18 protein-coding genes are annotated in these 22,081 nt (G+C 41.7%); 15 read left to right on the forward strand and 3 right to left on the reverse strand.

The genetic code is table 11. The annotated features are described in order from the left end of the window. Positions 1–33: 33 nt before the first annotated feature. From AB4503_RS14565 to AB4503_RS14595, 7 genes are all read left to right on the forward strand, one after another. Entirely contained in the window at positions 34–1,500 is a 1,467-nt protein-coding gene (locus tag AB4503_RS14565) for an NAD(P)/FAD-dependent oxidoreductase (RefSeq protein ID WP_372115237.1), read from the forward strand. A 117-nt stretch (positions 1,501–1,617) separates the two neighbouring features. Beyond that, positions 1,618–2,619 carry a TRAP transporter substrate-binding protein gene (locus tag AB4503_RS14570; protein WP_136974686.1) on the forward strand — a complete coding sequence of 334 codons (1,002 nt, stop codon included), beginning with the start codon at positions 1,618–1,620 and terminating at the stop codon, positions 2,617–2,619. A 164-nt stretch (positions 2,620–2,783) separates the two neighbouring features. Beyond that, a complete protein-coding gene (locus AB4503_RS14575) occupies positions 2,784–3,326 on the forward strand; it encodes a TRAP transporter small permease (protein ID WP_372115239.1) in 543 nt (180 codons plus the stop codon). 37 nt (positions 3,327–3,363) lie between these two features. Then, positions 3,364–4,704 (forward strand): TRAP transporter large permease, encoded by a 1,341-nt coding sequence (locus AB4503_RS14580; RefSeq protein ID WP_017064290.1) that lies wholly within the window; start codon positions 3,364–3,366, stop codon positions 4,702–4,704. 11 nt (positions 4,705–4,715) lie between these two features. After that, the gene (locus AB4503_RS14585; RefSeq protein ID WP_017059968.1) at positions 4,716–5,636 is read left to right on the forward strand and encodes a cache domain-containing protein; all 921 of its coding nucleotides are present in this window, start codon (positions 4,716–4,718) and stop codon (positions 5,634–5,636) included. Between the two features lie 236 nt (positions 5,637–5,872). After that, on the forward strand, positions 5,873–6,445 hold the full coding sequence (locus AB4503_RS14590; RefSeq protein WP_017059967.1) for a malate synthase: 573 nt from the start codon (positions 5,873–5,875) through the stop codon (positions 6,443–6,445). A 486-nt stretch (positions 6,446–6,931) separates the two neighbouring features. Next, complete coding sequence (locus AB4503_RS14595; RefSeq protein ID WP_171732749.1) at positions 6,932–8,539, forward strand: BCCT family transporter; 1,608 nt, start codon at positions 6,932–6,934, stop codon at positions 8,537–8,539. Positions 8,540–8,744: 205 nt separating this feature from the next. Here AB4503_RS14595 and AB4503_RS14600 read toward each other — a convergent pair whose 3' ends face one another. Next, a complete protein-coding gene (locus AB4503_RS14600) occupies positions 8,745–9,671 on the reverse strand; it encodes a M14 family metallocarboxypeptidase (RefSeq protein WP_017064294.1) in 927 nt (308 codons plus the stop codon). Positions 9,672–9,846: 175 nt separating this feature from the next. Between AB4503_RS14600 and AB4503_RS14605 the strand changes: the two genes are divergently transcribed. Then, positions 9,847–10,752: a DUF808 domain-containing protein gene (locus AB4503_RS14605; RefSeq protein ID WP_017059964.1), complete on the forward strand. Its 906-nt coding sequence runs from the start codon at positions 9,847–9,849 to the stop codon at positions 10,750–10,752. Between the two features lie 117 nt (positions 10,753–10,869). Here the strand turns inward: AB4503_RS14605 and pyrC are convergent, their stop codons facing one another. Both pyrC and AB4503_RS14615 read right to left on the reverse strand, forming a co-directional pair. Then, positions 10,870–11,898 (reverse strand): dihydroorotase, encoded by a 1,029-nt coding sequence (gene pyrC, locus AB4503_RS14610; protein WP_017059963.1) that lies wholly within the window; start codon positions 11,896–11,898, stop codon positions 10,870–10,872. Between the two features lie 192 nt (positions 11,899–12,090). Beyond that, on the reverse strand, positions 12,091–12,249 hold the full coding sequence (locus AB4503_RS14615; RefSeq protein ID WP_017059962.1) for a YqaE/Pmp3 family membrane protein: 159 nt from the start codon (positions 12,247–12,249) through the stop codon (positions 12,091–12,093). 368 nt (positions 12,250–12,617) lie between these two features. On the opposite strand from AB4503_RS14615, the gene AB4503_RS14620 reads away from it, so the two are divergent. From AB4503_RS14620 to AB4503_RS14650, 7 genes are all read left to right on the forward strand, one after another. Then, positions 12,618–14,939, forward strand: a complete 2,322-nt coding sequence (locus AB4503_RS14620; protein WP_372115243.1) for an adhesion domain-containing protein — start codon at positions 12,618–12,620, stop codon at positions 14,937–14,939. A 581-nt stretch (positions 14,940–15,520) separates the two neighbouring features. Continuing rightward, entirely contained in the window at positions 15,521–16,051 is a 531-nt protein-coding gene (locus AB4503_RS14625) for a hypothetical protein (RefSeq protein ID WP_372115245.1), read from the forward strand. Between the two features lie 66 nt (positions 16,052–16,117). Further along, complete coding sequence (locus AB4503_RS14630) at positions 16,118–16,645, forward strand: hypothetical protein (protein ID WP_372115247.1); 528 nt, start codon at positions 16,118–16,120, stop codon at positions 16,643–16,645. Next, the gene (locus tag AB4503_RS14635; RefSeq protein WP_372115249.1) at positions 16,645–19,446 is read left to right on the forward strand and encodes a CS1-pili formation C-terminal domain-containing protein; all 2,802 of its coding nucleotides are present in this window, start codon (positions 16,645–16,647) and stop codon (positions 19,444–19,446) included. Before AB4503_RS14630 ends, AB4503_RS14635 begins: the two co-directional genes overlap by 1 nt. Before the next feature lie 13 nt (positions 19,447–19,459). Beyond that, on the forward strand, positions 19,460–20,164 hold the full coding sequence (locus AB4503_RS14640) for a hypothetical protein (protein WP_229647381.1): 705 nt from the start codon (positions 19,460–19,462) through the stop codon (positions 20,162–20,164). Then, a complete protein-coding gene (locus AB4503_RS14645; protein WP_017059956.1) occupies positions 20,121–21,248 on the forward strand; it encodes a hypothetical protein in 1,128 nt (375 codons plus the stop codon). The genes AB4503_RS14640 and AB4503_RS14645 overlap by 44 nt, the downstream gene beginning before the upstream one ends. Beyond that, positions 21,245–21,985, forward strand: coding sequence for a LysM peptidoglycan-binding domain-containing protein (locus AB4503_RS14650; protein WP_065584792.1), 741 nt, complete (start codon positions 21,245–21,247; stop codon positions 21,983–21,985). The genes AB4503_RS14645 and AB4503_RS14650 overlap by 4 nt, the downstream gene beginning before the upstream one ends. Positions 21,986–22,081 lie beyond the last annotated feature (96 nt).

Here is a 22,081-nt window from a genome sequence, read left to right on the forward strand (position 1 = left end):
CAGTCCACGTGTTATGACTAGGAGAGTCGAATTATGAGTTTAGTAATGGAACAACCGGCAGCCGATGTGTCGCCAAAGGTGAAAAGCACCCAAGCACAAGAAAGTACCCAAGCAAAAGAAAGATACGATCCAAAATACGATCCACTTAAAGACAAGAGCCCAGGTCACGGTAAGGAATACGCCCCGACTTATTGGGTAGATACCGCAGGCGCGCCACCTGAAGATGATGGTCCAATTACATCGGATATGGATGTGGATGTGGCGATAATCGGTTCAGGCTACACAGGCCTAAGCACCGCGATACACCTTGCTGAAATGTACGGTATTAAAGCGACTGTGATTGAAGCTAACCGTATGAGTTGGGGCTGCAGTACCCGAAATGGTGGCCAGGCTCAGTGTGCGTCAGGACGTTTGAAGCGTTCTCAGTGGATTGAACGCTGGGGACTAGAAACCGCACTGAAAATGCATCGCGAATGCGTCGATGGTATGAACACCTTTAAGTCTCTGATCAAAGACATTGATTGTGACCCACAGTCGGGCGGCCACTTATACGTTGCCCATCGTCCCAAAGTGATGGCAACACTTGAAAAAGAAGCCAAGTTGCTGCGCGACACGTTCGATTACGATGCGCAGATCTTAGATGCGGAAACCGTAAAGCGTGATTACGTTGGTGATCAAGAAGCGGCAGGCGCAATGCATGAGCCAGAAGGTATTGGTATCCATGCAGGGAAACTGGCGTTTGGTTATCTAAGAAAGGCGAGAGCACTCGGCGTTAAAGTTCACCCATCGAGTCCCGTTATGGGCTGGGAAACTCGCAACGGTGTGCATTACCTGAAAACGCCAGGTGGTGTGGTTAAGGCTCGCTCTGTCGGTGTTTGTACTGGCGGGTATACCAGCCAAGGTTTGCATTCAGAGCTTAAAAATCGCCTATTACCCGTACTTTCTAACTCGATGGTGACACGTCCGTTAACTCAAGACGAAATCGCCGCGTGTAACTTCAAAACCAATCAGGTGATTACTGATACCAGAATTTTGCGTCATTACTACCGTTTATTACCCGATAACCGAGTGCAGATCGGTACACGCAGTGCCATCAGTGGCAAGAATGCACCTGAAAAGAAATACGAAGACATGTTGAGAGCGGATTTGACCCGAAAATTCCCGTCTCTCGATCAGATCAAAATCGATTATTCATGGTGGGGGTGGGTGGATGTTAGCCACGATATGATGCCAAGAATCTATCAGCCGAATCCAAAGCAATCCATATTCTACGCACTAGGGTATGGCGGCAATGGTGTGATGTATTCCGCTCAAGCAGGTAAGCGCCTTGCTCAGTGGATAGCAGGCGAAGGTCACAAGCTCGACCTACCAATATTTGAATCAAAACTTCCGTTCCCCAACGTGAGGGAAGTGGTGGAATCAGAGATGTTTGCACCGTTTCGAAGAATGGGGCAGCGGTTCCTTTATCAGTGGTATTCGTTAAAGGATGAAAGGCTGTAACTACCCGAACATTGTTTCCAAAATAGGGAAATAGAATTACGACCAGGAAAGTTGTACCAGGTCACCTTGTGAGCAAAGTACAGGCAGGAAGTCTGTATGATAGGAAAGGTTAAGACTATGAAATTGATTAAAAATAAAATTATTGCTGGTGTCACTATTGTAGCAACAACGGTGTTATCTCATACCGCGGCAGCAGCGAATTTTAAAATGGCTATCGGCGATGCTGCTGGTGGTACGCAGTGGGAATTAGCGACCTCATTCTCTGAACTGATGGAGCAAAAAACAGACGGTAAAGTGAAAATCGATCTGTTCCCGAACGGCCAATTAGGCAATGAGCAAGATACCGTCAATGATGCGGCAATTGGTCTTCTCGACTTCTCTGTACTGGCGATCAACAACGTGACGCCTTTCTCTCCAACCGTTGGTCTATTGACCATGCCTTACGTGATTCAAAGCGCAGAAGAAGCAGTGCTACTGACTCAAGGTCAAGTAGGCCAAGATTTAGTTGATAACACGATTCGTGATGCTGGTGTTCGCATCGTAGGTTGGGCTTATTCTGGCTTTAGGGTTTTGACTAACTCGAAAAAGCCTGTTGCTTCACCAGAAGATTTGAAAGGGCTAGTGATTCGTGTTCCTCGTAACGAAATCATGATCGCGTCTTATCAAGCATGGGGTGTAAACCCAACGCCAATGGCGTGGTCTGAGACTTTCACTGGCCTGCAACAAGGCGTGGTAGATGGACAGGATAACCCTTACATCACAGTCCACGCGATGAAATTCAACGAAGTACAAAAGTACGTGACCAACATTCGCTACATTTTCTCTTTGGAACCTCTAATTGTGAGTGAAACGGTCTTCCAACAACAGACTCCTGAAATGCAAAAAATCATTCTTGAAGCAGGTCAGGAAGCGACAGAGCACAGTTTTGCTTATCTAGAAAATACGGAAAACAAGATCCGTGAAGAGCTACAAGCGAAAGGCATGGTATTCACAGACCCAGCAGACAACGAGCAAGAGTGGATCAGCAAGGTGACTAAGTCAGTTTGGCCTAAGTTCTACTCAAGCATTGGAGGCAAAGACAAGCTAGACGACGTTCTTGAGTTACTAGGTAGAAAGTAACGATTAGATTCGCCCTATCGGCTGTTCTGCGCTACTTAATCACCTAGCGATAGAACAGTGAGATAGGGCTTTTACATGGCTGTACTCGTTGATCTGTTCTGTACCTGATCTTTTTAGGACCGTGAGCGACTGGTTGTCATGTGGAAATCAACATTGGAGGTTATATGTCAGTCGCTAAAACAATAAAAACGCACCTAAACAACATTGAGGAATATACCTGTTGTCTGCTGCTCGCAAGCTTTGTCCTATTGCTGTTTACACAAATCCTTACTCGTCAGTTCTTTGATTACTCTATCCCTTGGGGGGATGAGGTCGCTACTTACATGTTCGTTTGGTTTGCCTATCTAGGGGCTGTTGTTGCGGCCAAGATGTCGGCGCACAACCGAGTGAGCTTTCACTTTAAATTCTTTCCGCCAATCGTGCAGACCGTGAGTGAAACCATCGCTGACTTCTTATGGCTCTGTTTCAACGGCTACTTCGTTTGCCTCAGCTACGACTTCGTGTTCAACAAAATGAATCTGTTTTGGAAGTCTCAGACTACAGGTATCCCGATGAAGTACTTCTACATGATTTTACCTATCGCGTTTTCACTGATGATGATTCGAATTATCTGGAACAACTATGAGCGTTTATTCAAAGGCGCAACCAACGAAGATCCAGAAGTCAAAGAGCTGCGCAAAATGACGGCACAAAAGTCAGCGCAATAGTCATCACAGAGAATAGTCGTAATAGAGAGATGTAATAATGGAATCCTATTTAACTCTAATTTTATTTGGTGGCTTTTTAACGCTGTTAATCCTAGGCGCACCAATCACAGTATCACTGGCTGGCGCTTCGATGGCGGCCTATATGTTGCTCGACAAAAATCCCATCGCTTTAGTACAAATCGCGTTTACCTCGGTGGGTAACTTCCCGCTAATGGCCCTGCCAGCCTTTGTTCTTGCGGGTGCATTAATGGAGGCGGCGGGTATCTCCAAACGTCTGGTGGATATCGCCGAAAGCTTAGCGGGTCCCGTAACAGGTGGCCTTGGCGCAGCAACGGTAATGGCGTGTCTTTTCTTTGGTGCTATCTCGGGTTCAGGCCCTGCAACCACCGCTGCGGTAGGCATGCTAATGGTGCCTGCGATGGTCAAGCGTGACTACGATAAGAGCTACGCATCGGCAGTTACTGCTGCATCTGGTGGCTTGGGCATTATCATCCCACCATCCATTCCCTTGGTTATCTTTGGTATCTCCGCAATGGGCTTAATGGCGCCACCGGAAGCCATTGCTCAACACGGCCAGTTTGCTTCTTTGTCTATTCCAAAACTGTTTGTTGCTGGGGTTGTACCGGGCTTCATCATGGCTTCGACGCTGGTGGTAACCAACTACTTCATTGCTAAGCGAGAAGGCTATAAAGGGTTGACTGAAACCTGGTCGTTTGGCGATGTAAGGCACTACTTGCGCCGCGGTTTATGGTCGATATTAGCGCCGTTCTTGATTCTTGGCGGTATCTACAGCGGCATGTTCACACCAACAGAATCTGCGGTTGTAGCGATATTCTATTCGTTGTTTGTGGGTGTATTTATTCACCGCGAATTGTCGTTCAAAAGTGTGATGAAATCTCTATCGACCACGACATGGATCACCGGACGTGTGTTGTTGATCCTCTTTGCAGCAACAGTATTTGGACGCTTGTTGATCGAGCAAAAGATCCCGGTTGTCGTGGCTGAATCATTACTCAGTTTTACCGACAACATGTACATGGTGTGGGCGCTAACCATTACCTTGTTGTTGTTCATCGGCATGTTTATGGAAACCTTAGCGGCGATCATGATCATCGTGCCAGTGTTACTGCCAATCATGTACATGCTGGGCGCTGATCCAACTCACGTGGGCATCGTGGTGGTGTGTACCTTATCGATAGGTTTTGCAACGCCGCCGCTTGGGGAAAATATCTTTGTCGCCTCGGGAATAGGGGGTTCCACGGTTGAACAAATCACCGCGAAGATCCATCCCTTTGTTCTTGCTTCTGTTGTGGGCGTTTTCGTTATCGCTTTCTTCCCACAAATTACGCTTTGGCTACCGTCCTTAGTCGGCTATTAGGAGAGATAACCATGAATTTATCCAGAATCATCCTCATTGGTTGTGCCGTGTTTGCAGTGGTGAGTGGTATTAGTTTACGTGCGGAACACTCTGAAATAGAGAAAGAAGCCAAGCCTGTCAATGTGCTCGATATTTCTGAACCACATGTTGTCAGTAAGGCTGAAAGAAGAGCCAAAACCTTGCTTGCCAAGGCAGTGATACACGTTCAAAAAGAGGGCGACGATAGCGTCAAAGACTTCATGAGTGACCCTGAATATATCGATGGTGAGCTTTATGTGTTTGCGTTGGGCATTGATGGCCAATTCCTTGCCAGCGGCGGCTCGTCAATGGTGTTAGTGGGTGACAGTGTTTTAGATACGCAAGACGTCTACGGTAATCCTTTTTTCCGTGAAATGATCACCAAAGCAGTACACAACGGTTTTGGTGAAGTGAAGTATCACTGGACCAATCCGACCGATCGAATGGGTGAGCCGAAAACGACTTTCTTTGAACGTGTGGGTGATGTGATTGTCGCTGTCGGTTATTACCCTGAACGTTCCAGTGCGGCCGAAGCAAAGAATTTACTGGCGAGAGCGATGACCGCGATAGTGGAGTCAGAACAAGAGAGCCTAAATGAGTTTAATGATGCCGATGGCAGCTTTGTAGAAGGGGATTTGTATGTGTTTGTGATGGATATGAGCTCTGGAAAGTTGCTGGCGCATGGGGTCTCTCCTGAGCTAGTTGGGCGTTCGCACAGCGAGATTCTAAGCCCTGACGATAAGCCAATTCTTACTGAGATGTTGAACCTTGCGAAAGAAAACGGCCGAGGTGTTTACACTTATCGTTGGTTGAACCCGCTGTCGAGTAAAGTCGAAACCAAGCACACGTATTACCGTGTTATCGACAATAAGCTAGTAGGGGTCGGTTATTACACAAATTCAAACAACACGTAAACGCGTTTCTACGGAACCCTCAACCCAGTTAAATAAAGGGCTGGGGGCTCGAAATGCCGGTTTGTGTAAAAAAGCAATTTAGTAAAATTCACACTGTGTAATTTTTGTTGTGAAATTGTTTCAAAAATAACAGTAGTATGAAAAACATGGAAACCACACAGTAAAGAACAATTTTGAAAAGGGTCAATTGGGATGTTTGACCTTAATGAAATTTAAAGCCGTACGAGGGATAGACTATGAATATGCTGACACTAGACAAAACAGAACTTCACAGAAACCATTCAACTTTTATTGCTGAAGCTGTCTTTGCCGTCGAAATGGTGAAAGCAGACAAGCAACTCGAAAAGCAGAAAATGGCGAAACAGTTGCTTGATACTCTATTCCCTCTCGAGTCTGGTTCTCACGAAGATGTAGTGAGCTACGAGATTGACTACCGACACGTTCAGGTTTATTTCAAAAACGGTGAACACACAGGTTTGAAACGCGCTAAACACTTTGTGGCTTACACAGGTGATAAATCTAAGCCTTCAGCAATCCTATTCCGTGATGAAAGCGGTACGCACGTTGAAGTGACAATCGGTGCTCGTAAAGGCACTGGCCGCCTGGAGTTGGTTGATATTCAAGATATCCAATTAGAGACGTGCACCACGTTTGGTCAAACTGAGGCGAGCCGTTCTTCTGGCATCCGTCACTGGGTGAGCTTAGTAAAAGGCGATGAAAGTGGCCGCCCGAATGCATCAAGTGAAGACAAAGAGTTCACGGCGAAAAATGGTGAAGACTATAACCTAGGTTTTTGCTTCGCAATCTAACGAACTGTCTTTGAAATGTGCAGTGCTGATCTGTGAGACGCAGCACTGACATTTGAGCACTGATTTCTCTTTTACCTTTGGTAACTTTCCCCGCCCCTATAGCGGGGCTTTTTTATTAGAGCTATAAGTAAATTGGGCGATTATCAAAATTATATGCAGAAATTTTGGATGTGACGTTACAGTGTGTGGTTTTGATTTAAGTTGTTGTATTTAAATAATTTTGTTCTTTTGTTTTATTCTGTTTTTATTAGGTTAACTATCATTGTCAACGGTGGTTTGGGCGACTATTGAGCGAAATCTCAGTCAAAATGCTTTGAGCTGTGCTATAATACGCGCCTTGGGATTGAGCCAGTAAGTCCATTTATCACTAACTATTGTGATTTTTATTGCCTTTTATTTAGGCGATGCGGCGAGCCAATCAAGTAGTAGTTGGATATGGAGAGCGTCCTTATATTCGTTGAATCGGATATGCGAACATCATAATTTATGAGTTTTAAATCAAAAAAGTACAGTATTGATTCTACTGACTATCAAGTTGGTCAAGACAACGTCAGTAAATGGGGCATGGATGTCCATAACACAGTTTTCGTAGCCTCAGTTGGCTTATCTCTTCTCTTCATCATCACTCTTCTTGCTCTTCCTCCAGCAGACGCTAAAGCTGCTATTGATTCTATTAAGGGTGCTGTTTTATCAAAGTTTGACTTCCTGTTTATGTGGGGAGCTAACATCATGCTAGCGTTTGCTGTTGTTCTTGCTTTTTCACCGTTGGGTAAAATCCGTTTAGGTGGCGAAGACGCGACGGCGGACTATTCAATGTCATCTTGGATTGCGATGTTATTCGCAGCAGGTATGGGTATTGGACTTATCTTCTGGGGTGTTGCAGAGCCAACTGCGTTCTTCACTAACTGGTTCGGAACGCCATTAGACGCAGAACCTTTCACAGCCGCTGGTCGTGAACTGGCGCTAGGCGCAACCGTATTCCACTGGGGTTTTCATGCATGGGCTATCTATGGCATGACGGCGCTTTGTCTGGCGTACTTTGTTTATAACAAAGGCTTACCGCTATCAATGCGTTCTGTGTTTTACCCAATTCTGGGTGAGCGTGTGTGGGGCAAAACTGGTGATGTAATCGATGTACTAACCGTACTGGTTACTCTGTTTGGCCTTGCGACTTCATTGGGCTTAGGTGGTACACAAGCAGCAAGTGGTATTAGCCACGTGTTCGGCTTGGAAAACAACATCTTCCTTCAGCAATCTATCATCGTTCTGATCATGGGCTTGGCGATCATCTCTGTACTACGTGGTATGGACGGTGGTGTTAAGTTCCTAAGTAACCTGAACATGGTTATTGCATTCATATTCCTTGGTCTTATCGCTGTATTGAATTTCACAACTGTGCTTGATTCAATGGCAACGGCGGCAACGGGCTATGTGAAAAATATCGTAGCTTTGAGCCAAAGTGCGGGTCGTGAAGACACAACATGGCTGCATGGTTGGACTGTGTTCTACTGGGCATGGTGGGTAGCGTATGCACCTTTCTTCGGTATGTTCGTAGCGCGTATTTCTAAAGGCCGTACGGTTCGTGAATTCCTACTTTGCGTATTGATTATCCCAACATTGGTGACTTCAGCTTGGATGTCTATCTTCGGTGGCGTAGCTATCGAGCAAGTGATTAATCAGGTGGGGCAACTTGGCCTCGACCAAGGCATTACAGACGTATCTCTAAGCTTGTTTTACATGCTAGATGCTTACTCGTTCGGTAGCATTCTGTCTGTTCTCGCAGTCGCGCTGATCATCGTGTTCTTCGTTACAACGTTGGACTCAGGTTCTATCGTTATCGATGGCATGACGGCGGGTGGTAAATTAGAAGTGCCAGTGAAACAGAAAGTCGTTTGGGCGGTTATCTCAGGTGCTATCGCGATGGTGATGCTGTGGATTGGTGGTACTCAATCAATCCAAGCTCTGCAATCTATTACGATTATTGCAGCACTGCCGTTTACGATCATTCTTTTGATTGGTTGTGTGAGCTTGTTGAAAGGCCTACTGACAGAAGTCGGTAAAGGGCAAGAAACGGTTACTCCGGCCACTAAGTAAGTACCTCTAGATAGAAACTTACTCTAATCAGCAGATTCAAAGCTCCCTTGCACCGCGTGCAAGGGAGCTTTTTTATGCCGTAGAAGACATCAGCGAAAGAGAAACAAAAAAGAGCCACAAGTGAGTAGTCATTTGTGGCTCTTTTAGTTCTTGGCTCTTAGTTATTAGTCTAGGTGCCCGGTTCTAGCTATGAGCGGGTTTACGCTTACGCGTTCAATTCGTGCTGAATAACGTAATCCAAAGCACCAACAACAGCAGCAACTTGAGCATCGTTACACTCTTCGTCTGTTACTTTGTCACTGTCTGGGTAAACCTCTGTGGTTGTACCGTACTTACAGTCAGTCACGCCGCCACATAAGCCAAGCTTCTTCATTGGGTAGTTGATCACGCCGTGTTGAGTGACGTCTGAACCAATGATCTTGCCTTCGTCATCCGCAGGCGCAATGTGGGTTACTTTTTCAACTGAAGCGATGACAGCAGCTTGGAATTCAGGTTGTGGGTTTTCAGTATCGCCAACAGTGTAGAAACCGTCTGGGATCATACCTTCGATGTACTCAATGCCATCACGAGCTGCGAGTGCAGGTCGGAATTCAGTTTCATCAGAGTCAGTCGTCTCATGCAGGTCAACGTGAACCAATACTTCTGGCAGAGACGCTACTAGAGCTCGTAGGTTTGCTGATTCTTCTGCTGGCGTACCGTCGTAGAAAGAGCGGTTTGGATCAACAGCATTTGGATTCCAGCGGTTGATCACTTCGTAGCCCCAAGGGCTCACACAAGGTGCGACAACAATGTTGAAGTGCGCCGTGTATTTTTCTGCTTGAGTCGCAGCGAATTTGATCGCGCCATGCACGCCACTGGTTTCGTAACCGTGAACACCACCTGTCACCAGAATCGTCGGCTTTGACTCGTCCCAGTTTTTGCTCTTGATAGCGAAGAGTGGGAAGCGAGCTTCGTCGTAGCTCAGTGCGCCGTATTGTTCGATGTCAAAGCGGTCTGCAAGTGCTTTAATCTTTGGTACAACTTCTTGCTGGTATTCACGCTTAACCGTTCGTTGAGCTAACCATGCTTCACGTTCTGCTTGTTGCCATTTTTGCCCTGGCTTACCAATCGGGTAGGTAGATTCACTTTTCATCTATACTTTTTCTTTTATGTTCGTGAAAGATTAAGACAGATTATTCCTGTCTAACAGAGACAGCAATAGAAAACACAACTTGTGACTTTATTTTTTACAGACTCATAACTTTGATGAGTGAATTGATGGTGTTACATTTTATTGATGGTTCAATTCTTTATAAAGAGACAACAAAATGGCTGGAGCAAGTTTACTAACACTGTTAGATGACATTGCAACCGTGTTGGATGATGTCGCATTGATGTCTAAGGTAGCCGCTAAAAAAACCGCAGGCGTATTAGGTGACGATTTAGCCCTTAACGCCCAGCAGGTATCCGGTGTTTCTGCTGAAAGAGAAATCCCAGTGGTATGGGCGGTCGCAAAAGGCTCATTTAAAAACAAGCTGATTTTGGTTCCGGCAGCACTATTGATCAGTGCATTCATTCCTTGGTTGATCATGCCACTACTGGTGATTGGTGGTCTGTTTCTTTGTTTTGAAGGGGCAGAGAAAATCTTAGAAAAGCTTTTTCCTCATGCTCATCAACACGAAGAGAAAGATGAGGAAAGCAGCTCGGGTGAATCTGTTGAAGAGTATGAGAAGCGAAAGGTCTCAGGCGCAATTCGTACCGACTTCATCTTATCTGCGGAAATCATTGTAATAGCGCTGGGTACCGTAACGGGTACAAGTATCGTGACTCAGATTCTTGTGGTGAGTTTGATAGCGGTTGTGATGACGATTGGTGTTTATGGCTTAGTGGCAGGGATCGTTAAGCTGGATGATTTAGGTTTCTATCTCCAACGCACATCAAATGGGAGTGCCATTAAAACCCGATTGGGTAATGGGTTAGTCGCATTTGCACCAAAGCTAATGAAGATGCTTGCGGTTGTCGGCACGGCTGCGATGTTCTTGGTTGGAGGCGGTATTGTGGTACACAACGTTCCAGCAATTCATCACTTAATTGAACCGATTATTATGGACTTCAGTGGACATACGATTGCGACTGCGGTGGTACCAACGCTATTAAATGGTGTGATTGGGGTTTTATCTGGATTGATTGTCGTTGCTATTTGGACTGCTATCGGAAAAATTCGCGGTAAGTAATCGTTAAATTACTGCTGGGAATAAGACAGTCTTTTATCGAAACAAAAAAGGGTCACCATAATTACTATGGTGACCCTTTTGGCTAAATGGAGGGTGTTTATTTAACAGCCCAAGTGCTTATTTTACAGACCAAGCAATCGCCTCGCCGCCACGGATTGGCACAACGATGTCTGAACCGAAAGGCATCGTTTCAGCAACATTCCACTCTTCTTTAACGAGCGTAATTGTATCTGAGTTACGTGGCATGCCGTAGAAGTCTGGGCCATTGTGGCTCGCGAATGCTTCTAGGTTCTCAATCTTGCCTTCTAAATCGAATACTTCAGCGTACAGTTCAACCGCAGCGTGCGCTGTGTAAGAACCTGCACAACCACACGCTGACTCTTTTGCACCTTTAGCGTGTGGTGCAGAGTCTGTACCCAAGAAGAACTTCTTGCTACCGCTTGTTGCTGCTTCAATAAGTGCTAACTGGTGTGTGTTGCGCTTAAGGATAGGTAGGCAGTAGAAATGTGGCTTAATGCCGCCAACCAACATGTGGTTGCGGTTATAAAGCAAGTGGTGAGCAGTAATGGTTGCCGCTACGTTCTCGTTAGCGTTCTTAACGAAAGTCGCAGCATCTGCCGTCGTGATGTGCTCTAGAACGATCTTCAGGTTAGGGAAGTCGTTAACAATCGGTGCTAGAACTGTGTCTAGGAACTCTTTTTCACGGTCAAAGATATCAACATCGTGAGCCGTTACTTCACCGTGTACCAGCAGCAACATACCCACTTCTTGCATTGCTTCGAGTACGTGGTAAATCTTTTGAGCTGAAGTTACACCTGAATCAGAGTTAGTCGTCGCGCCAGCAGGGTATAGCTTCGCTGCTACAACAGCGCCAGATTCTTTCGCTTTACGAATTTCATCAGGTGTTGTGTTGTCTGTCAGGTAAAGTGCCATTAGAGGCTGGAATTGTTCACTTGGCTGCTCTGCCATGATGCGTTCACGGTAAGCAAGAGCCATTTCGGTATCGGTTACCGGTGGGATGGTATTTGGCATGATTAACGCTCGACCATTGTAACGGCTGATATCGCGAACTGTATCTTTTAATACTTCGCCATCGCGTAGATGAACGTGCCAGTCGTCAGGACGAGTAATCGTAAGTTGTGTCATTGAAGGCTCCCACCATTTGAAGTGTTATGTAGTTGGAGCCTAAACTCAGCGAAATCTGTGAAAGCAATCGCTTACGTTTAGGCGACAGGATGATAGTGGAAAAGTACTTTCATTTCATCCTATTTTTAACTCTTCATGGCTAGGAGCTTGTTTTTATGGATATTTTATTCGGTATCTATTTGTTAATAAGGGTTAGCGGGTGGCTACCCACAGACCATGGATCATTCCTGGAACCCAGAAGAAGAAAGTAAGAATGATATTAATCACCAAATCTTTCCCGGCGCCGCGAGCGAAGAACACGCCAACAGGCGGAAGCAGTACACATAAGATGATAATGACGAGTTTGTTCATGATAAATCCTTTTTATTCAATGAAAGTTCAATGCGGTAAACGTGTTCATATTATAGAACGTCTCGAGAGTGTTACTGCATTGCTGCCTTAATGTATCAAGATAGAAAGCTAAACATCTCAAGATACTAGCCTAGTATCAAGTGTTTAATGCCTGCCAGTTTATCTATTTATAACCAAATGCTTATAATCAGTATTCCCATCAAGATATACATTTAATCATTTGAAGTTTGGCCGTGATTTTATGACTAGGCATTTCCAAGAGTCAATTTTGCATATTTGCTAAACATATCCAGTTGCAAAAAGATAACATCGCAATCGAATGTAGAATTCGTATCCTACAAGGTTAAATTTTAAAAAGGTCAAACGATATGTTAGATGTGTTGCCAAAGAAGGCTAATTTGTTACAGGTAGCTTTAATCTTGGCTGTTTCAGGTTGTAATGGTGATTCAGGAGTTGGTTCTACTTCGAGCCCAGATAGCCCAGATAGGCCAGCTCAATCGAACGTACTTTACTCCGTTCAAGATACCATGCAGCACACTAAACCTCGTGAAACTTTTTATGTTGATCTCTCCAACAATATGGAAAGTTCTGATGGGACACCTGTTGCTCTGCTGAATGTTGAATCCCTTAATTCTGACTATCATTGCGATGTGGTTTCTAACGACCAAAATGGTTTTTATATTAAAGCAACGCAAGTAAACCTATGTGACTACCGATTTCGTGTTGGATCCTCTGTGTCAAGAATGTCAACAGCGATATCTTATGATGGCTATAGTGAGGCTACAGCTCGAATCGCTATAGCTGAAAACAGTGAACAATTAATACCCATATCATCTGCAACTTCAACTGGAACACCCATTTCGGTGAACGTGAAGGACGAGTTAGCAAATTTGGGGTACGAGGTCGACACGAGTCGCTATACACTTAGTATGACGCTAACTTTGCCTAATAGCGATTCAACGCTTTCATCAGCAGTATCTGATCCCGCGAATAACGTTATAGAGTATACTCCAGGTGCTGGACTTGAATCCGGAGTTGAGAGGGTTTTATATAGCTATAGTGATGGAGTAAATGTTCTTAGTGGTAGCCTGGATATTGCAGTTTCAACAACAGTAAATGGTGCTCCAATAGCTAACTCTACATATATACAGACATTTACCGATCCTGATACCTTAAAAATAGTGTCAGAAGTTCCATACGGGAAAACGGTCACAATTGACGTTTTGAGTCTCATTTCTGATCCTAATGGTGATTCATTACAATTAATTGATGTCTATGCTTACGATGCTGATGTTGCCATTATAGAAGATGCTAACTTAGATGGTAATCTGTTCAATGACACTATTTTCACGTTTACTACTTCTAATTCTGGCTATCACAATATCACTTACGTTGTCTCTGATAACAAAGGAGGCTATGCCACCGGGATAATAAAGTTAAAATCCGAAGACTTATACCCGATAATTGATTTTAATGGAGTCAGACCTGCTACTGTTACTCCACCTTTAACTATGGAGCAGGCAGAAACTGCGAGTATTGAATTCGAAATAATAGGAACAGGAGATGGCACCAATGCCGTCGATAATGTAACAACCGTAGCGCATTCGAAAGGTGTTGCTGAAGCAATTTGTACTGCAAGAGGTGCTTTTTTACCGGATCAAGCAGATTTGCAAGAACTTTATGCTTGGAAGCCTGATGGTCAAATATTTACAGACTATAGATATCCAAATGACAAACCGTATTGGACTCGTGACCAGGTTGATGAAACTACCACAACACTAGTCAATCTATTTGATGGTTCAGTCACTGCTAGTAATAATGGAGAGGTAAATTATGTTCTTTGTACTAATGCTTTTTATATCCCAGAAATCACCCCAGTATCTATCAGTTTAAATGGTGTGACTTCGATTCAACGTGACTTAGAGCTAGATAAACATGAATTATATCAGGCGACTATAACTAACTCAATTGGCCAAATGGAACAAGTTCCAGCCGAATATGTCAATTGGACAGTAACTGAGTTGAACGCTAGTACCTTTGATGAACATACAGGTATCTTGACAGCGTATTCTACCGCAAATACAGAACCTGAATTTAATGTTAATATTGAAGCTTGCTATGCCTCATTTTGTGATAACTTGAACGTTACTTTACTCGCACCTTTGGGTATAACTTCATATGAAGGAAGTGAATTTCTTCCGTTGCTTACGAGAGAACAAGTACTCCGCTATAGTGATAATAATGCTTCGATTTTTGCTCCGAATGATACTGCCGATCATACGTATTCGGTAATCGGAAGTGATGGGTATGACGCAGATGACACGAACTTTATAGAGTCTGGATATGATAGCAACCAGACTCAATATTACTGCTCATCAATAAACTTCGATGGTGGTGGGTGGAAAGAATTTGACTCGTCAACTATTGCATTGCGGTTTGCTAGCGCTTGGAATGCAGACCCTGCATATACAGCCATACCTGCAGGTCGTATATATTCACATGCCGGTTACCTAGATGAGTTTTGGTTCCGAGGAGATGGTTATCTCTATAAGTTTTACATTAATAATTACGCGGACCCATCTGGGGGAAACGGTGGTATCACGTTTTATAGAGGTCCTGAATCTACTCCTGAGGCCGACCAAAATTACTTTGGTAGCCAAGTACACGTTTTTTTATCATGCTATAGATGATAGTTATGAGTCTGTCTCCCTTTAAAGTAGGTTGAAAATCTTTAGTAAGCCAGTAGCGATGTTACTGGCATTTTTAATGCGAATTATTTACGTGTTATTGTCATGTTGATATTTATTAATTAATAACCGCAAGGTAAATTCTCCGTCTCACTCTATTTCCCCAACTAAAGACATCACTTGTAAATTAAACGCTAGATTATAATAACTTAGGTTACGATTTAGGTAGTTTAACTTGTGATGGTCATAATTAATATTATATAAAGCAATATAATAAAATAGTTATGATGCTCATTTTTATAACTCAGATAGTCACCAGCGTTACCCCTTCTCATATCCAATTGAAACACCTTTCTCAAAGTTTGATAATGGTTATTATGATATCCAATTTAGTGTAACTGAAAGTATTTATTGTACAGATCTTATTCCCTAGATAAATGAACTAGTCGGCGATATATCGACTAGGCATATTTAACTATAAATAATTCCAACGTGCTAACCTAAAACGTAGTTATTTTAATATTATATGCCCGTTGTTTAGCAAGAGGCTAACGCAATGCTTATATTATATTAAAGGAAATAAAATGAAAAAATTAACACTCATTACATTATTGTCTGCAATTGCTGTTGTTCCGGCTTTTGCTGCACCTGGCGATACCTCTATTGGTTCTGCAGTATTCAGCGGCTTTGTTCCTGGTTTTGTATCCAACGGTGACATCATTGTTACTGGTGCGGGCGGTAGTGAAGACTCTAGTTCTTTTGTTGGTACGTTACAGGTGAACGCTGACGGTACGTTCGCAACGACTAAACCAGTTGTTTTGGAAGCGCATGACTACACGGGGGCTGTGCTTGGGGCTTTAACTCCAGCTAACTGGACGGTATCACAAGTAAATGTGCTTCCAGCTTCAATGGGTGAAGTACAGCCTAACATTGTCGTTGGCGATAACCTTACAGGGACGGAACTTACTTCAGCTGACTACTTAGCTTCAACTCTACTTTCACCAGGCGATACGATTCAACTGTATGTTGCTAACGATACAGTACACTCAACTCCAGATGATATTGCTGGTACAGAAGTTATCGTTAACGTTGATATGATTGCAACTTTGCCATAAGAAAAAATCTCATTATTTGATAGGCACTTAATTAATTAAGTGCCTTGTTTTTCGAGGCTGATGAAAATGAATATCTATATAAATTATTTCTTTCTATTATTGCTTGTTATTTTTAGTTTCAATAGCTTTGGCTATGAAAGCTATTCATTTCCAGTAAATACACAAATAAATAGAGCGAATTTGTATGACTATTCTATAAGTGTAGATTTATCTGATGAGTTTATTGCACTGAAGTATGATAGTGAGAACGAAACCTTTCTAAATGGGCGTTTTTATTCTTATATTAGAACGAATATACCAACAAGCACTGGGGATTCGTTTGAATACAGTTATAACATATCAGAGTTCACTTCTAAATGTGTTCTCAACGATAGCGGTGAGACTATGTATGATGATTTTGTCGATCTCTATATCGATAGAAAACATTACTCTGATATTTTAAATATACCAAACTTTGAATTTAATAATATTAAAAATACTGAATATGAAAACTCTACCAATGAATTTGAATTAGTGACAAATAAAAATATACCGAGTGATGAGCCATTAGATTGCAATGGTCGTATTACGTTCAATGTGGAGCTTCAACTATAATGTTTATTAGACTTTGGTTTGGTTTAAACTTAATTATCATATTTTTCTTGGCCATAATATATAGTTCAAAATCCGTCGCAAATATTCCAGATGGATTTGAAGATATGTTTGAAGAGAAGTTGATAAGAATGCCACTAATTCTCTCGGCTGATAACAACAAATTATTCTATTCGGAAGCTTTCATCTCGGGTGATGAAGTAAGAATTCCCACTTCACAAAAACAACTTGTAGCACAAGCATTGGCGAATGAACTTGGTATTGAGAAAGATGTTAGCGATGCGATGGCAACAACACTGGTAAATGGGGTTGAATCGAGCCTAGATTGTAAAGGTTATCGAAGTGAATGTGGTCTACTACCTGATTTATATGATTTTGTTTATGTGCCAGATAGCCAATCATTGATTATTCATGTTAACTCACAATTCTTAACTGAGATAATAGAAGAGTCAGAAATAAAATTTGTAAAAGAAGAGATCGATCAAAACGCGATCATTATGTCACATGGTTTGAATCTATCTGGTTCTTATAGCGACAACACTGATTATACATCGTCTTATTCTTATCAACATGAAAATTATGCAGGTTTTGGCAAGTATGGCTATTTGCATAATGATCTAAACTTTAGTGATGTCAATGGTTTCAGTTCGGATGACTCATCGTATAACTATGTTGGTGGTAATACTCGTTTCTCTGTCGGGTATAAATACCAAGAACGCTCTTGGAATAGTACTCAGTTTTTAGAAAATGGCAGCAAAACTTCTGGTTACATGTTGTCGATTGGATCGACGAGAGAGCTAGTAAAAAAATCATCTCCTAATTCTAGACGAGTATATTTGAACATTTCAAGAGCTGGTCGACTAGAAATTAATGATGATAGAGGCCGTGTTCTATTAAGTCGTAATGTGGATGCAGGGCAAGAATACTTTGACTATAACGAGCTACCATTTGGTACTTATACTGCGACAATTCGAATATTTGATGGCAGTGAAGAGTTTTACACAGAAGATAGGTTGATAGTCAATACAAGCTCTTCGTCGATTAAAACCGGCGAACTAGATTATCATATTACAGCCGGTTATTTATCAAGAGACCTGACGAATACGGGACTAGAGGACGATTTTGACCAGAAATCCATCAACTTTGCTTATGATAATTATGAAAGTCCAATGTTCACCAATGGGAAATTGAGCTATCAAGTTACGGATTTTTTTGCACTGGGTGCAGGTTCGTTTATTACAGGGGAAGATAATTATAATTATGTTGGTGGTCATTTATCTTTAGGGGAAGTGTCCAGAATATCGGCAGTAACAGGATTATTTGACGATGGATCTAGTTTTTATAATTTTGATGTGGGGATTTATAACTTAAGTGTATCTTACACAAAATTTGATAGTGAAAATGATAATAGTATTGGAGATATTAGTTTGTCTCAACTTTTATTCAGTAACTCGAACTATACGTCATTATCAGTAAATTACAACAAGTACTTAACGAGAAATATATCATCATATATATCGGGTATATTAACAAAAAACCAATATAAAGATTTTAGTAATGGTTATAATAATGAATCAGAAAGTTGGTCTGCAAGAAGTGGCGTGCAGATATCATCATTACCACTTGACTCAAAGGTGAACTTAGAGTTATCAGCAAGTGAATCGAGCGATATAAATTATGGTGTTATGGCCTCAATAATTATTCCAATAGGCCAGGAAAACACATACACACATAGTACACAAGCACAAATAGATGATAGTGGTGATGTTGCGCTATCGCATAGAGATACAGTCTCAAGTAGTCTAATTAACAGAAACAATCTAAATGTATCAAGCTCTGCGGGACTTTATTATCAAGATTCTACTGAAGACCAAAGCAGTGCCGATTTATCATTGTCTGCAAATTATAAGAATAAACATATTGACTCAAACTCTTATGCCTATATCAATTCAAGTAGTAATACAAGTGTTTCTGCATATATTGGTACAAGTAATATCGTAACTTCTCAAGGAATAGAGTTTACGAGTGAAAAGTCATCTTCTTATTTTATTTCGAATAATGATACAGGGGAACTGTCTTCGGATGGAAAATTCTTGGCGGTAGTTAACTCCGAGCAGAATGGAAAACAAAGCAATGCTTATGTTAGTGGAGATGCTTTGACGGTATATCCATTAAAAGAGTTCTATGAATATGAATTCAAGCTTGATACGGAAGCCTCTGATTTTTACAACAATGGTGAGTCTTATACGTCGGCTACTAGTTATCCAGGAACTGTTATCCGTTTGGATACGTCGTTGTCTGAGTTGAAATCATTTATATCGACGTTTAGTGATATAAATGGAAATCCAATAGACGGAGTTGAATGTATCGGTGGAGGTTGTGTTTCTACTGACAAGCTTGTTGAAGGTGTGTATCAATTTAAGGTGAAAGATAAACAACCTTACAAAATTATATCTAAGGAAAACCAATGTGTAATACCGGAGTTATCATCGGTTAATAATTTGAATTTAGGTAATAACTTCTGTATGCCATCATTCGAAGAAAATAGTGAAGGTTATCAGATAGCCCTAGTTGATGGTGTTTATTATTACTACTTAGGGCAATACAAGGATAGTAATATTGTATTGAACTATCAGAACAAACTGAACAACTCAGGTGTTGAAATTATAAACAAAAAGCTTGGCGGTTATTTGTATATATTCGCTAAGTCTCCTGAGCAACTAACTACGGCAAACAAACTGTATGTTGATGAACTCATTAATTATGCAGTTCATATGGAGATGACGCCATATGCTTATAACTAACATAGAGAAAATTATGCAACGTGTAATATTTACTTCGATACTATTAATGACGACCTCTTTTAGCCATGCATTTAGCATAGATAAAATGCTTCTTATAGCTGGAGAAGATGGTAATGGAGTTTTTACTCTGACTAGTTCGAAAACTGAACCTGAATATATAAAAGGTAACGTTAGCCAAGTAAAGGTTGAAAACGGAGAGTTAGAAAAGGTAGAGCTAACAAAAGATAATTTACCTTTATGGGATCTTGCGCTATTACCCAATAAACTGATATTAAATCCGGGGGAAAGACGTCGTGTATCAGTAAAGAATTTATGTCAGGTTAATTGTGATGATTTAGAGAAGGACAAAGTTTATCAAGTGACTTTCATGCCTAGCGTTATCGATGGAGATAAAAAAGAAAGTATAATTGGTATTAATTATGGTTATGCTCCTTATTATATTGTACCTGCAAAAAATACTAATGTTGACTACAAAGTTAAATATAACGGTTCAGAAGTTTATGTGGAAAATAATGGTAACACATTTTTCTACATGCAGTTTGATAACTGTAAACCGAATTCTGTTAGTAACAAATGTAAACAAACTAATACAATACTATCTGGTCGAAAGAAAACCATAAAATTAGCAGAAGGCCTGCAAAATGTCGATTCGTTATCCGTTAAGGTAGCCAACCATGATTACAGTTATAACAAAAATATCACTATTAAAAAGAAATAGCCTAATTAGTATAGCGCTATTATTCACGGCTTTAGATAGTAGCCATGCTGCAGATGTATACGGAACGATTACAGCAAACAACTCTGTGGTTTGGAACAATGCGGCGCCAAATAGTTATTTCGGTAGTGAAGCTATATCTCCATCTGCATGGACGATAGCGCAAGAGCAACCAACGGCAGAGTGGTATCCCGCAACGATGGATAATCAACCCGTTAATAACGTTAGCTTTGTTAATCATTCTACAGGCGAAAGTTTTAACACCAGCCTGGAGTTGTTAGGCGTTGAGTACAATTTGGGTAGCTCGGCTAGTTATTTCACATCAAAAGACTACGGGTCAAATGTGGGAATGGGAGTTGCCAATGAGTGTGCAGCTACAAATATAAGTGGTTCGAGTGCGAAAGTGGGCCAAGAGTCGACTTTGTGTGTGTCGCGAATGGGTTACACAGCAACAAGCAGAATAGAGCCTTTTAAGTTTTATCGACCTGCTTTCGCTTTGCCTAATATCAGTAATGATGTGTTCGCAGCCCCTGTTGGATCTGGAACTTTTACGGCATCAATTAACCTTTCACCCACTTACTTTTTTACAAGTCAAACCGGTACGATGACTTATACCAGAGTGCCGGAGACGTTAATTATCACGATTGATTATCAAGCTGCGATCCTTGAATCATTAACGGTACTTGGAGACGGGAATATTGAACCCCAGTATGATACTGCAACAAAAAGGATCTCTGGTACAACGAGGTATGATGTTAGCTTGTTAGGGACTTTACCTACAGGCGTTATTATGACATTTAGCCCTACGTCAGGTGACTATGAGCTTACAAATATTGATAACTCGCTAGAAAAGATACCCTACACAATCACGTGTGCCATTGGCTGCGAAAGCCCTGACAAGGTGATTGTCCAAGACGGAGTACTTAATACCGCATCTTTTCCTGATTCAGAAGTGATTACAGTGAATGGAGAAGGTAGTAACAAAGTTGATGTAGCATACGATGTTAGTTTTGATGTCGATGGAAATGCACTCAGTTCAGGTAATTACCAAGGGTCGTTTAATGTTGTTTATGAGGTGAACCTGTGAACCGACTAATTAATAATATTTTTTTTATGTTTCTAGTACTAACCAGCGGTGCAGCGGTTGCTGAGAAGCCAACTGCTCATATTTTGGGGGTAGGGGCAAACTATGGCTATAATTTTGATGGAGATATGTTTGAGAATTCTCAATCTATTTATTTTCTCTACCAATATAACCGACTTCAATTGAATCTAGGTATCAAACATTATAAATTATTAGATGATTCTGAGTACATACCTGATTTAGGTTTGCTTTATAGTATACATGATGGAGAAGAAATTGATTTGAAGGTTGGAGTCGGATTTGAAGATAAATATCCAACAATAGAGTACCTTGCTGAGTATGCTTTGAATGAATATTTCGGTGCGAGTATCGCACTTAATCAAACGTTGAATGATGATTTTGGGCAAAATCAACGAGAAGCCGTGGTTGGATTATCTTATTATTTCAATGACAGCAAGCGTAAGATTGAGTCTGACCAAGTTGAACCTCGCCCTTCGTCACTTGAAATTACGAAAGCTCCGGATTGCACATCTGACCCAACTGATACGGACTGTGACTTCGATACTATGTCTAACAGTATATCCGAAGTTGCTGTTAAGCCGACATTACCTTATGTCGTACAAGAAGGTGATTGGTTATATGAACTACGTAGAAAGTTCGGCTTCGATTTAGAAGAGATCATTGAGAGTAATGATATTGAAAATCCTGATTTGATCATTCCTGGCCAAGTATTAGAATAAGCTCTTACCGGTAACCTGATCAATATTAAAGTATTACTAGACCTATTTCTTATAAGGTATGGTGATGCTTTTTTTTGCACTCGATTAAATCTGTCT

Origin of the sequence: Vibrio sp. 10N.222.55.B11 (genome assembly GCF_041473705.1) — a bacterium.
GTDB lineage: Bacteria > Pseudomonadota > Gammaproteobacteria > Enterobacterales > Vibrionaceae > Vibrio > Vibrio crassostreae_C.